Genomic DNA, 12,202 nt, shown 5'->3' on the forward strand with positions numbered 1-12,202 from the left:
ATTCGTTAACTTGCCGTGAGGTAACTAACCCCGTACTAGCAATGCAATATTATATATTAAGCATCGAGTGCTTTATTGCCAAGCTCGACGTGCTCATTTTACACTTCACATCAACTTCTCTGCGCTCATTGTGATGTGTTCGAAACGCCCAGCTATGCGCTTTATTGAGCGCAAATCATCCATCAAAGTGGTTTGAATGCATAGCGTTTTTTCGGTAATTCACCTTCAGATCGTTGGGGGTCAGCGATCGAGATCGATGGGGTCAGTGAGATCGATGGGGTCAGTGTATTTGATTTGTCTCAAATGAGCTCAAAACGTTAGCAATACACGCATGTTAACGCACTATGGTTCACTGTTGCTCAGGCAAGTTAGCAAGATCCCGGTTTTTCATTCAAAATAAACTCATCTCTGCTGCTCGGTAGCCATTAGTCACTAACTTCTCTTGCCATTGTTGCCACTTGCCAAGTCGTTCGGCCAGCTGGAATTACGTTCTCAGCTTTTGTGCATAAACCTGCATAAAAGCTGGCATCAAAGAATTGCTCGGTGAGCTGGGCGTTAGCCGTAAAGTTGAAGCTGATAATGTCTGTGATACTATAGTGATACATTTTTGCATCGTTAATTGAATTTCTCATGAAAGTAGAGTTAGTTACAACGCTTAAACGGCAAGCAACCAAGATATTGGCTGATCTTCATTCGTCAAAAGAGCCAGTGTTAATTACCGAACACGGACAACCGTCTGCTTATTTAGTAGATGTAGATGATTATGAATTCATGCAACAACGCATGCAGATACTCGAAGGTGTTGCTCGAGGCGAGCAAGCTATTAGAAATGGCGATACATTCTCTAATGACGTTGCAAAAGAGAAAATGGGCAAATGGTTGAAATAATATGGACAGCGCCTGCTCTTCGTGACTTGAACTATATAGCTGAATATATTGCGCTAAGCAATCTATCAGCGGCCAAAAAATTAACCCAGAAAGTGTTTGATAAAATCGCAAGGCTAGAGAGTCACCCTGCATCGGCAAAGATCCCACCTGAGTTAAAAAGCTTAAACTACAGAGAAGTTATTGCTAATCCATGTCGTATTTTTTATAAAATAGATAACAAGCAAATTTATATACTGCATGTCATGCGCCAAGAGCGTGAACTGAGAAAATTGCTTTTAGGTAATTAACCGTTCGATCGGATCGCGTTCGATCGGGTCGCGTTCGATCGAGTCGCGTCGATGAGGTCGAGCAACTGATTTTCATACTCAGTCGTGATGGCTTTTCATGGTAATTTATCAAAAAATATTAACCTTGGCAGATCCCGACTTTAGTTAGAAATATCGGCAAATTTTTAGGCTAGCCAAAGCAATGGGCTTGGCAAAACGTTAATTCGCCAGGTTTGACAATAATGGCAACAAGACCATATTCGGTTTATATTTGGTCTCATTGCTTTTGTTTACGTTACACTGTTGGAGATTATTATGAGTTTATTGACACACACCAAACCTATTAGTTACTTAAAAGCTAATGCAGCCAAGATTGCACAAGAGCTAAAAAAAGACGGTGAACATTATATAATCACGCAAAATGGCGAACCTGCAATGGTGGTGCAATCGGTGCGTGAGTACGAGGAAACACAAGAAACTCTGGCTATGTTAAAAATGCTGGCACAAAGTGAGAAAGCTATTACACAAAGAAAAACAGTGTCAGCGGATGAAGCGTTTGACATGTTGCGGCAACGCCGTGGATTAAAATGAGTTTTGATATACGTTTCTCTCAGCCTGCTCGCGATGACTTGTTACAGATCCATGATTATTATCTTGCTAAGGTGAGTGATAGCTTTGCCGCTGGGTTAATCGACAAATTACAGTTTGCCGTTAATTTGCTGCACGATAACCCACAAAGAGGCTATTTCCCTTATGAGCTACATGGCACCCAAGATTTGTCTTATCGCCAACATATTGTTGAGCCTTTTCGGATAATCTATCAAATAAAAGCACCCTTTATTTTTATTCATGGGGTGTTAGATAGCCGTCGCAACGTGCGAACTATTTTGCAGCGAAGATGGTTAAACCAATAGAACCAAAACGTTCAGGCTAGGTGATTTATCCACTTTAATCATCCCTTATAAAGAACGTAACGCGTTGATTTTTATCGGCTTCGGTAATATCGATGTTAAGGGTGAGACTTTTTTGTCGTAGACGCCAATTAGCAAGCCACCTATATAAATCAAGATTTTCAACACAAGGATAAAGTATTAATGATGATTGTATTTTGGCTTTTATTAGCCGTGCTTGTAGGTGTGTATGCTTCATCTAAGGGGCGTTCAGGGTTTGGCTATTTTTTGCTAGCGGTGCTGTTGTCGCCACTAATCGGCTTTATTATCGTGCTAGTTTTATCGCCCATAACGAAAAATACCGAAGCAAAAGCGATTAGTTCTGGTGAGATGAAAAAATGCCCGAATTGTGCCGAACTTGTAAAAGCTGAGGCTAAGCTGTGCAAGCACTGTGGCTCTGATTTGGCATAGTGTTATATTAAGCCAATTATGTGTGTTCAACAGGTTGAACTAGGGCGCGCAATAACGTGCGGCCCATATCATTAAAAACTAGGGAGGGTTTGGCAAATGAAAAAACTAGCATGGTTAATTTATGTGGGTTTGGTTTTATTGCAATGGGCAAGTGTTGCTCAGGCGCGTTCATCGCAAGGTTTACAAGACGCGTATCAAAACCATAAAAGTGACATTCAGGTACAGGGCAGTGGCACTGTTGTGAGGATTTTAAAGGATGATAATCAAGGCTCGCGTCATCAAAAGTTTATTCTTAAATTGGCATCGGGTCTAACGGTTTTAATCGCGCATAATATTGATCTTGCCCCGAGAATTAGCTCAATTTCAGAGGGTGACACTGTGCAATTTTATGGCGAGTACGAATGGAACACTAAAGGTGGGGTTATACATTGGACCCACCGGGATCCCAACAATCATCATGTGCACGGCTGGTTAAAGCACAAAGGCAAGTTGTACCAATAGCGTTATAACAAGCTGCGCCGCAAAGCTGGCAAATTGACATGCCATGCAGGTTAATTTGGCTGAAGCCGAAGAATTAAAGCTTATAATAGATACTCGGTAATCCCCCGAATAGCTGGGGCCAATTTGTTTAATAAATCGGCAGTTTGATGTTGTGCCAGGTAAAAGGGTAATTGAGTGATTTCAAAAAAAATACGTGAACTGTTTGTCTCATTAATGGAGGCCAACAGCAACAACAGCACTGCGAATGTTAGCTTTGATCCTGAAACTGAGAAGTACACCGGGTTGTTTAACGAGGCACTGATCAACAAGTTCATTAATGAAGGGGCTTTTGAGCTTGTGGCTAGTGCTGATGGTATTACAAGTATTATCATGAACCATCGAGAAGACTTTTTAAGTGGCTTTGCCTCGGGTGTCAATGAGGCTCGATTAGGGCGGGATCAATACTACGCTGATTACAACGCCAACCCGTTTGCTTTTTCAATCGGCTATGAGCACTATTTGTACATGAATAAAAAACCCAAGCGGCTCGAAGATTATGTTTGTCACGGCTTTACGCATAATGACAGCGATTGATTTGGAGTGGCTCACATTGAATTTCCACTTTTTCTCAGTAGGTTCAAGCCATGCCTGAAGGGCAGGGCAGAGCGTTTTGCAGATTTGTTTTAAATGCTGTTTTTGTTTCCTGATAACACACAGTCGCCCATCTTCACCCAGTTTTGATATGGTTTTAATGATTGAATTTAGCCATGCCTGAACCACCGCCACTAGTCGTTGATTGGGGGGCATAGCGCAATCTATGGTTTATGGTTTTTTTATACAAAGGATGAAGGCTATTATAGCTGTTCAGCGCAATTTGCAGGTTTGCCTAACCTTAATAATGAGCAAGGCCATCTAAAATCAGGTGCTATTTTTCATCACCCTGGTCCAACAATCAGTTCAAATACCCTAAACCCAGCAAAATTAACGCCTGTTGAATAGAAGTGGTATAGCGTTTATCCTTATAATATTCAAAGAGTAACTCAACATAAACAAGGAACCAATGAATGGAAGAGATTCTTGGAACAGACATAAATGCTTCGGAATTATTAGACCAAGCCATATCGCTGGTTATGATTTACGCACCCAAGCTGGTGCTGGCTATTATTACATTGGTGGTTGGTCTGTGGCTGATCAATCGCTTTGTCAGCGTTATAGACAAAAGACTCGGCAAAAAAGACCCAACCTTGAACAAGTTCTTGTGTGGGTTGATCAGCGCCGTTATGAAAGTCATGCTGCTGATTTCAGTTGCCTCAATGATCGGTATTGCAACGACTTCGTTTATTGCGGTGATCGGTGCTGCTGGCCTCGCGATAGGTCTCGCGTTGCAGGGCAGCCTGGCCAATTTTGCCGGGGGGGTGTTGATCCTGATCTTCAAACCCTTCAAAGTGGGCGATACCATTGAAGCTCAGGGTTTTTTGGGTGCTGTCGCCGAGATCCAGATACTCTACACCGTGGTGAATACCTTTGATAACCGTCGTATCGTTATTCCAAACGGTAGCCTGTCAAATGCCACTTTGGTCAACGTTAGTATTTACGACAAGCGCCGCTGCGACATGACCTTCGGGATCCACTATGACGACGACATCGACACGGCTAAGGCCATTCTTCAACGCCTGTTTGAAGAGGACGAACGTTCACTGACGGATCCAGCGCCAAGGATCTGTGTTGGCAGCCTGGGCGATAACTCAGTCAACCTGATGTTTCGCCCCTGGGTTGCCACCGATAACTTGTGGCCCTACTACTGGGACATGCAAGAAAAGGTCAAAAAGGCTTTTGATAAAGAAGGCATTACCTTTCCCTATCCCCAACGGGACGTGCATGTTTATAAGTCTGAGTGATTGGTATTTTATGAACACAGTCTGTTATTCGCAGTCTGCACAGGCTCAACTACGTTGACATTTAGTGGCGGTGGGGTGGCGAATGCTGCCATACCGCAAGCCATTGAAGCCGGCAGTTTTACTCAGGCTGCGGCTGCCGCTTACTTAAAGTGCAGCCTTTTCAAACTTTAACATCCGTTACGGTCCCAAAGGGAATGCCCTGCGGATTTTGCGCTACGTTTTCGTTATTTGAAAGGAGGCGGCCATTTCTGCATAGCGACGCCTTGTTCAAAAAACGCTGGACGCATTCTAAGTGAGCATTTATTTATACCGATTGGTATAAGACCTAATTGTAAATTCCTATTCCAACAATTGACTCTTTACTATTACCTTGTTGTGCAACGTTTTATGCACCGGGCACTTGTCTGCAATTTCTAAAAAACGTGTTTTTTGTTGCTCATCTAAATCACCCACATAACTGATATTGCGCACAATAGCTTCAATACCCTGGCTGTTCATTTCACAATTTTCACAATCTTGTTGGTAATCACGTGTATGGGTGAGTTCTACCTTGATATGTTCCACGGGCAGTTGCTTTCGCTGGGCATACATTCGCAGAGTCATGGCTGTGCACGCGCCTAAACCAGCAAGCAGATGCTCATAAGGATCGGGTCCTGCATTTTGACCGCCCACTTTTACAGGCTCATCGGCCAACCAATAGTGGCTATTAGTGCTCACATGTTGCGTAAACTTGTGGTCTTTTTCTTCTACCATAACATGGCCTTGACTCACGTTTGCGTGGTAACTCTTAACTTCAGTTAGTACGTAACGAGTGGCCCAGGCCGCGATCACTTCTGCAACATATTCCGAGTCACGCTTATTGCTCAGTAAATGGTCTGCATCTTCTAAACTAACAAAACTTTTCGGATGCATTGCTGCACGATAGAGCTTTTCTGCCTCAGCTATTTTCACTGTCGCATCCACAGGCGAGTGCATCACCAATAGTGCCTTTCTAAGTTTACGGATATGGCTGGTATTATAACTCTTGATATCCTCTAAAAACTGCTTTTGGATCGTAAATTTTCGGCCCCCTAAACTCACCTCTGCTCGACCTTGTTGCTCTATTTCATCGATATGCATAGAAAAGTTCTGGGCTACATGGGCAGCGTCAAATGGGGCACCAATAGTGATCACGGCGGTCGATTCGGGCACATGTTTGGCAACACCAAGTACCGCGGCACCGCCTAAACTGTGCCCAATTAGCATTTTTGGCGCTTGATAGTTGGCCCGCAAAAAATCAGCCGCAGCGACCAGGTCTTGAATATTAGAAGAGAAATTGCTGTTCGCAAAGTCACCGTCACTGTTGCCCAAACCCGTGAAATCAAAACGCAATACAGCGACCCCTTTTGCCATTAATGCACGGCTGATCCGTGATGCCGCAGCCACGTCTTTTCCACAAGTAAAACAATGTGCGAACAATGCGTAGAATTTGATGTGGGTTTCTGGTGTCTCTAACAATCCACTTAACTGATTTTTTCCACTGATGAACTCTACTTTTTGTCGCATAAATACACCTTTGAATAATGGTTATTGTGAGTTACCTGACCGCGCGCCGCCCGTTATTATTTCTTTTTTAGCAGAACAGGCTTCATAGGAGCTACCGAGCCCCCTTTTGATTAAATGGTAGTCGTGGTTGATGTTACATCTCAAAATAATCTGCGCCCCTATACCCCAACCAATACTAACGTAAACTAGCAGCGTATCTTTTGAAGTCAAACTATAAACATAAAGCCGATTTAGTCCTTGGCTTGGGCCAGATACAGCGCCTTATCAGCTTGCCTAATTATAAAAATGAACAGGATAAAAATTAACACAACACCCAAGCTCATCGACTAAAACAGTAATCATGCATGGTTTGCTGGTTTTTTGCTCATTCACCTAAGGTTGTACACATAATATCTTTGCCGTTTTAATAGGTTAGTTTAAGGTAGGCTAATTATTTCAAACATGTTGTTGTGTTAATTGGGCTAGGGGCAACGCCGCTATAGCTTACCGGTACGCAATATCACACTTTTGTTGTGGTTGTTGGGCCCAAGGGGCTTTCTCTTGGGGCTAACAGATATCGCCATAATAAAAATAGCCATTAATAATTAGGTTTACTATGTTATCCGTACTCGTTTTTTGTACAGCATTGATTGTGCTGGCGACTTTGCTGCCTTTGTCCCGCCATCCCCATTGGTTTGTAAGGGGTATGGATTTTCCGCGTTTTCAAATTGCCTTTTTAGCCGCTGTGTTGTTGATTGCGGATTTGCTGGTGCTCGATACCCAAGAGGCCATTACCTGGGTACTGGTTGGCGCCATGGCCCTGTGTTTGGCTTGGCAGTTGTGGTGGGTATTGCCTTTTACATTTTTATGGCCTAAGGAAGTTAAAACCGCCAAGTATGAGAGCCCAGAGGTGCAACTTGGTATCCTTACCTCTAATGTACTTACTAGCAACCATAACGCCGAAGCGTTGATCGCTCTGGTGAGAAAACATAAGCCCGATGTGCTGGTCACCCTTGAATCAGACCAGTGGTGGGAAGATAAACTCAACGTGTTGCATGACGACATGCCTTACAGTGTTAAATGCCCGCTGGATAATTTGTATGGTATGCATCTTTATTCAAAAGTGCCGTTAGAGGAGCAAGAAATCTGTTACTTGGTCGAGGACGATGTGCCATCAATACACGCCTTGTTGGTATTAAAAACAGGGGATAAAATTCGTGTGCATTTTGTGCACCCAGCACCACCTAGCCCCACTGAAAATGAAGAGTCAACACAGCGAGATGCAGAGTTGGTGATTGTGGCCCGAAGTGTGGCCGAAAGTAAGCAACCTGTTATTGTAACCGGTGATCTGAATGACGTGGCTTGGTCTGCCACTACTCGTCTTTTTCGTAAAATCAGTGGCTTGTTAGATCCGCGTGTAGGGCGGGGTATGTTTAACACCTTTCACGTGGATTACCCGTTTCTGCGTTGGCCTTTGGATCATCTGTTTCATAGTCGACATTTTACCTTACGCTCCATTCAACGTTTACCGTCAATAGGTTCTGATCACTTCCCCCTGTTTACAGTACTTGAGTTTACGCCGGCCCAAGGTGCCGACCAACAAGGGCTAAACCCCGAAGGCGATGATAAAGATTGGTCAAAAGAGATAACTAACGATCAGCATGTGAGTAAAAACGATGTGCCAAAACCTGGTGAGTCAAATTTAGCCTGATCGTTAATTAGTGACGTTAAACTTTTGGGGTAATTATACCCTTTATCCTTGAAACTGCCTGTTTGTCGGCAGCGCTCATCCGGCAATGTTGGCAATGTTGGCAACCGCGTTGCGCCAACCGCGTTGCGGTAAACGCGTTGCACTTATCTGACTAAGCTCATTGGGACTCATTCGTTTGCCGCCGCCATGCAATTCCAATGATTTTGGGTATAAGCCGCCAATCCGTCTCTAGGGAGAGCTTGATCATCAAGGCCTTACAACTGCTTGACCATGAAGTATTTACAGCCTGTTTTTGGATAACCTTCTTGAACCCACTGAACCGTGTAGCCATGCTTTTCATAAAAAGGCTTAGCTTGAAAGTTTAGCGTATCCAATAAGCACTTTGTACAGCCACGAGATTTACCCGCTTCTTCTACTTTTTGTAAAATTTTGCTACCTACATCTTGACCACGCAACGCTTCAGCAACCCATAGCGTATCTAATAACAACCAATCACCAAACGAACGCGCTGCCGCACCCGCAACAACTTCACCTGAATCGTTTTTAATTTGAATTGCTAACGGGAGCCTTTCTTTTACTTCCCAATTAGCCCAATTGAAGTCAATTATTTTTTGGCCAAGGTAATCAATTAGCTCTTGTGCTGGATCTTCTATTACTTCGATATTCATTAAAACTCCATACTTGCCTGTAGTGCTAACGCCGCCAGTACGGGTCGGAAAACGAGAGCAAAATCAAAGGGGTCAGAGTCTGACGAATCCCCACGAAATATGATTAGAAAACAATAAGATAATTGAAAGTTAAATGGAACATTCATGGTGTTTGGTGATCAGATCTATCGCCAAACAAAAATAACCACGGGATTACACCATGAATGTAAAACAAATCTTATCAAAATGTTTAACTCATATCACTCCAACAATGCACAAAGTTCGTCGATTAAGTTTGTTTGCCGCCATTGAAAGAATCAAAGGGGTCAGAGTAATTGATCTTATAGAGTAGTGTGACTACTCTTAGTGTTTTCATCTGCTTGGTCGTTTTTTGATGGCTCGTTTACCTCGGCTAAATGTTCCCGGCGTCCCTCAGCATGTAGTACAAAGGGGGAATAATCGACTTCACTGTTTTTTTGAAGAGCAAGATTATTGGGTTTATCTCGATAAATTAAAGGTGTACGCCAAAAAGTATCAAGTAGAGGTGCATGCCTTTGTGTTAATGACCAATCATGTGCATTTACTGATGACACCTTCAACAGAGAAGGGCGTTAGCCAATTAATGCAATCGCTCGGTCGATATTATGTCAGGTATATCAATGTTACTTACGGGCGAACAGGTACATTGTGGGAAGGTCGATTTAAATCCACCTTGGTCGACAGTGAACAGTATTTTTTGTTGGTCAGCCGTTATATAGAGCTAAACCCATTGAGAGCGAATATGGTGACTCATCCAGCCGAATACCCCTGGTCAAGTTATCATGGCAATGCACTAGACAAGGAAATTGAATTGCTGACACCACATCCTTGTTATTTATCATTAGGGAACACGCCAATAAATCGCAAAAAAACCTATCAAACGTTCTTTGAGCAGGAAATTCCGGAGTTATCGCTACAGGAAATCCGAGATGCAACGAATAAGGCGTGGGTGCTGGGGGATAACCGCTTTAAAGAGCAAATTGAAGCAAAAACGGGCCGACGGGTATCACCCTTGACGCGAGGCGGGGACAGAAAATCCAAGGCATACAAAGATCAAAAGTGAATATCATAATATCATCGACACTGACCCTGAGGGATCCCCACGAAATTCAATAACACGCTTGTGGCTCCGCGATTAATGAATTTAACTGAGCTATTGCGGCTTCCCAATGTTTTTTTAATAAAACAAGTTGCTTATCTTTATATGCCCGTAATCCAATAAATTGATTTGATAATACGTTGCGGTTTTTAATCGAATTGGCCTGGTAACGATAGTGATATTCTGCCGACTTCACTGCTAAACCCAGTAAAATTAGTAAGTATTGTGAAACCAATGCAATTAGCAATAACACTTGTAATCGAGGGGAACGCCGAGAGCCACTATTATTCATTTTCAGCCCTGTTTTTAGATCGCGAAAGCTTTCTTCTATTTGCATTCTTGTCGCATAAATTTTGACTGCTTTTTTTGATAAGTTCTTCGTTTTATTCAAAGAGGTGGCTAATAGCCAGGGCTCCTTTTCTCGCTCAGCACACGCTCTGGATTTTTTACTTCTTCTGGCGCGCTCACCTGTGGCGGTTTTATCTTTTCGCCCTTTAGATTTACGCCAGACGATGATCATTCTCGACTTAAAAGCAATTTTCTCTCCTTGTTGATATATCCCTAAATCTTTCGGCCGTAAAGTGCCCAATTGATAAAGTGATTTCACTGGAGCCCACTCGTCATCTTGCAGCTTTTTGCAATGTGTTTTATTTCGTACTCGTCCAACGAAGTCCCAGCCCAGTGATTCAACAAGTTTAAACCAGGGGATCCGAAAGCCAGCGTCGGTGACAATAATAGGGTGGCAGTCCTCGGGTAACATAGCCTTTAGCTGTTGCATAAATAGAAGATGAGTTTTAGGTTTTTCTTTCATATCTAATGGATGGATTTCTTCGTAAAGCGTTAATGAACGCCCTTGCGTGGCCAGTGAGGCTCGAATAATAAAGTGTTGCTTACGATCATCCATATCTGACCAATCAACATGTATAATCGGTCGTTTAGTGGTATGGATAAGTTGAGCACACATTCGATGATAAACCGATGATATTTCTTGTTGTAAATGAACATTACTACACAAACGGTCAACTCGTTTTATACGATGTTTTTCAAGCGCCTTATTATCAATATTTCGACCAAGTCCGGTAACGGATAACGTGCCGCCATTAAGGGTGCTTTCAATGGCGGCAAACAAACTTAATCGACGAACTTTGTGCATTGTTGGAGTGATATGAGTTAAACATTTTGATAAGATTTGTTTTACATTCATGGTGTAATCCCGTGGTTATTTTTGTTTGGCGATAGATCTGATCACCAAACACCATGAATGTTCCATTTAACTTTCAATTATCTTATTGTTTTCTAATCATATTTCGTGGGGATTCGTCAGACACTGACCCCATTGATCTCAACGAATAAGGCGTGGGTGCTGGGGGATAACCGCTTTAAAGAGCAAATTGAAGCAAAAACGGGCCGACGGGTATCACCCTTGACGCGAGGCGGGGACAGAAAATCCAAGGCATACAAAGATCAAAAGTGAATATCATAATATCATCGACACTGACCCCATTGATCCTCAGACACTGACCCCATTGATCGACCCCATTGATCCCTGACCCATTGATTGGGGGTTTTTAAAAGCGTTTGGCCCAGGAGACATTTAAAAAATCTATTCCGGGGTTTCTTGAATTGAGTCCGCCATTGGAGTAGTGCATATATCGAATTGAAACGGACTGCTGAAGCTTGTCACCCAAGTCCATGGTTAGGCCTAAGCGATCTTCAAACTGGTAGTGAGATCCAATATCTTTGCCAGCAAACTGTGTATTATTTACCAGTGATATACCAATGCCAAATTCCCATCTTAACGGGTACTTATTTGCAATAGTCGCAAACTGAGAGGTGATTACCGGTGATAGGGCAAGGGCAAGATTGGTTTGGTGTTGATTGTCAGCCCCGTATTCCCAAAAGTTGGCGCTAAGTTCCCAGTAAAGACCAACTTCACCCAACCACGGGATTTGGGTAACTTTAATGGTATAGGGGCGATACGCCAATCTAACGCCACTTAAATTCCCTTCACCATTTAAGTAGTCAACGGCTATTGTTTGATGCTCGCTGGGTGGTAATTGCCATGCGCCTGCAATGCCCGGCAGCATCAGTAGAATAAAGCCTAAAGCCGAGATGATCTTTTGTTTGTTATATAACCAAAACATAATTAAACCTAAAATAAATTAATATATTGGTATATGTGAGGGTGGTTTTATAAAAATCCTGGCAATAAATAAGCAAAAAATCGCATAGATATTTCTATTTATTAGAACTTTTTTTGGGTGGCTTCATTTGCATCAAAAAGCGCAA

The 12,202-nt window shown here is 42.8% G+C and carries 14 protein-coding genes; 10 read left to right on the forward strand and 4 right to left on the reverse strand.

The features are described from left to right. Positions 1-630: 630 nt before the first annotated feature. The 8 genes from AC3RV5_RS10660 to AC3RV5_RS10695 all read left to right on the forward strand — a co-directional run bounded on the left by AC3RV5_RS10660 (position 631) and on the right by AC3RV5_RS10695 (position 4,893). Complete coding sequence (locus AC3RV5_RS10660) at positions 631-888, forward strand: type II toxin-antitoxin system Phd/YefM family antitoxin (RefSeq protein WP_489731899.1); 258 nt, start codon at positions 631-633, stop codon at positions 886-888. Further along, positions 876-1,175 (forward strand): type II toxin-antitoxin system RelE/ParE family toxin, encoded by a 300-nt coding sequence (locus AC3RV5_RS10665; protein ID WP_489731900.1) that lies wholly within the window; start codon positions 876-878, stop codon positions 1,173-1,175. The genes AC3RV5_RS10660 and AC3RV5_RS10665 overlap by 13 nt, the downstream gene beginning before the upstream one ends. A gap of 294 nt (positions 1,176-1,469) precedes the next feature. After that, complete coding sequence (locus AC3RV5_RS10670; protein ID WP_489731901.1) at positions 1,470-1,745, forward strand: type II toxin-antitoxin system Phd/YefM family antitoxin; 276 nt, start codon at positions 1,470-1,472, stop codon at positions 1,743-1,745. Next, positions 1,742-2,068, forward strand: a complete 327-nt coding sequence (locus tag AC3RV5_RS10675) for a type II toxin-antitoxin system RelE/ParE family toxin (protein WP_489731902.1) — start codon at positions 1,742-1,744, stop codon at positions 2,066-2,068. Before AC3RV5_RS10670 ends, AC3RV5_RS10675 begins: the two co-directional genes overlap by 4 nt. 180 nt (positions 2,069-2,248) lie before the next feature. Further along, positions 2,249-2,515, forward strand: a complete 267-nt coding sequence (locus tag AC3RV5_RS10680; protein WP_489731903.1) for a zinc ribbon domain-containing protein — start codon at positions 2,249-2,251, stop codon at positions 2,513-2,515. 96 nt (positions 2,516-2,611) lie between these two features. Next, on the forward strand, positions 2,612-3,016 hold the full coding sequence (locus tag AC3RV5_RS10685; RefSeq protein ID WP_489731904.1) for a DUF3465 domain-containing protein: 405 nt from the start codon (positions 2,612-2,614) through the stop codon (positions 3,014-3,016). Between the two features lie 174 nt (positions 3,017-3,190). Next, on the forward strand, positions 3,191-3,589 hold the full coding sequence (locus AC3RV5_RS10690) for a hypothetical protein (protein ID WP_489731905.1): 399 nt from the start codon (positions 3,191-3,193) through the stop codon (positions 3,587-3,589). 470 nt (positions 3,590-4,059) lie between these two features. Continuing rightward, positions 4,060-4,893: a mechanosensitive ion channel family protein gene (locus AC3RV5_RS10695; protein WP_489731906.1), complete on the forward strand. Its 834-nt coding sequence runs from the start codon at positions 4,060-4,062 to the stop codon at positions 4,891-4,893. Positions 4,894-5,232: 339 nt separating this feature from the next. Here AC3RV5_RS10695 and AC3RV5_RS10700 read toward each other — a convergent pair whose 3' ends face one another. Then, positions 5,233-6,438 (reverse strand): bifunctional alpha/beta hydrolase/OsmC family protein, encoded by a 1,206-nt coding sequence (locus AC3RV5_RS10700; RefSeq protein WP_489731907.1) that lies wholly within the window; start codon positions 6,436-6,438, stop codon positions 5,233-5,235. A gap of 595 nt (positions 6,439-7,033) precedes the next feature. On the opposite strand from AC3RV5_RS10700, the gene AC3RV5_RS10705 reads away from it, so the two are divergent. Further along, positions 7,034-8,128: an endonuclease/exonuclease/phosphatase family protein gene (locus AC3RV5_RS10705; protein WP_489731908.1), complete on the forward strand. Its 1,095-nt coding sequence runs from the start codon at positions 7,034-7,036 to the stop codon at positions 8,126-8,128. A 254-nt stretch (positions 8,129-8,382) separates the two neighbouring features. Here the strand turns inward: AC3RV5_RS10705 and AC3RV5_RS10710 are convergent, their stop codons facing one another. Further along, complete coding sequence (locus AC3RV5_RS10710; RefSeq protein WP_489731909.1) at positions 8,383-8,796, reverse strand: GNAT family N-acetyltransferase; 414 nt, start codon at positions 8,794-8,796, stop codon at positions 8,383-8,385. A gap of 373 nt (positions 8,797-9,169) precedes the next feature. On the opposite strand from AC3RV5_RS10710, the gene AC3RV5_RS10715 reads away from it, so the two are divergent. Then, positions 9,170-9,877 carry a transposase gene (locus tag AC3RV5_RS10715; protein WP_489731910.1) on the forward strand — a complete coding sequence of 236 codons (708 nt, stop codon included), beginning with the start codon at positions 9,170-9,172 and terminating at the stop codon, positions 9,875-9,877. 46 nt (positions 9,878-9,923) lie between these two features. Here the strand turns inward: AC3RV5_RS10715 and AC3RV5_RS10720 are convergent, their stop codons facing one another. Together AC3RV5_RS10720 and AC3RV5_RS10725 are read right to left on the reverse strand one after the other, a co-directional pair. Continuing rightward, on the reverse strand, positions 9,924-11,117 hold the full coding sequence (locus AC3RV5_RS10720) for an IS4 family transposase (protein WP_489728999.1): 1,194 nt from the start codon (positions 11,115-11,117) through the stop codon (positions 9,924-9,926). 364 nt (positions 11,118-11,481) lie between these two features. Then, the gene (locus tag AC3RV5_RS10725; protein ID WP_489731911.1) at positions 11,482-12,057 is read right to left on the reverse strand and encodes an acyloxyacyl hydrolase; all 576 of its coding nucleotides are present in this window, start codon (positions 12,055-12,057) and stop codon (positions 11,482-11,484) included. Between the last annotated feature and the right edge of the window lie 145 nt (positions 12,058-12,202).

Source organism: Paraglaciecola sp. IT1134, assembly GCF_058068185.1.

Bases quoted from the DNA above. Each gene is read 5' to 3' on its own strand.
- AC3RV5_RS10660 (WP_489731899.1), top strand. From the start codon at position 631: ATGAAAGTAGAGTTAGTTACAACGCTTAAACGGCAAGCAACCAAGATA.
- AC3RV5_RS10665 (WP_489731900.1), top strand. From the start codon at position 876: ATGGTTGAAATAATATGGACAGCGCCTGCTCTTCGTGACTTGAACTAT.
- AC3RV5_RS10670 (WP_489731901.1), top strand. From the start codon at position 1,470: ATGAGTTTATTGACACACACCAAACCTATTAGTTACTTAAAAGCTAAT.
- AC3RV5_RS10675 (WP_489731902.1), top strand. From the start codon at position 1,742: ATGAGTTTTGATATACGTTTCTCTCAGCCTGCTCGCGATGACTTGTTA.
- AC3RV5_RS10680 (WP_489731903.1), top strand. From the start codon at position 2,249: ATGATGATTGTATTTTGGCTTTTATTAGCCGTGCTTGTAGGTGTGTAT.
- AC3RV5_RS10685 (WP_489731904.1), top strand. From the start codon at position 2,612: ATGAAAAAACTAGCATGGTTAATTTATGTGGGTTTGGTTTTATTGCAA.
- AC3RV5_RS10695 (WP_489731906.1), top strand. From the start codon at position 4,060: ATGGAAGAGATTCTTGGAACAGACATAAATGCTTCGGAATTATTAGAC.
- AC3RV5_RS10700 (WP_489731907.1), bottom strand. From the start codon at position 6,438: ATGCGACAAAAAGTAGAGTTCATCAGTGGAAAAAATCAGTTAAGTGGA.
- AC3RV5_RS10705 (WP_489731908.1), top strand. From the start codon at position 7,034: ATGTTATCCGTACTCGTTTTTTGTACAGCATTGATTGTGCTGGCGACT.
- AC3RV5_RS10710 (WP_489731909.1), bottom strand. From the start codon at position 8,796: ATGAATATCGAAGTAATAGAAGATCCAGCACAAGAGCTAATTGATTAC.
- AC3RV5_RS10715 (WP_489731910.1), top strand. From the start codon at position 9,170: ATGGCTCGTTTACCTCGGCTAAATGTTCCCGGCGTCCCTCAGCATGTA.
- AC3RV5_RS10720 (WP_489728999.1), bottom strand. From the start codon at position 11,117: ATGAATGTAAAACAAATCTTATCAAAATGTTTAACTCATATCACTCCA.
- AC3RV5_RS10725 (WP_489731911.1), bottom strand. From the start codon at position 12,057: ATGTTTTGGTTATATAACAAACAAAAGATCATCTCGGCTTTAGGCTTT.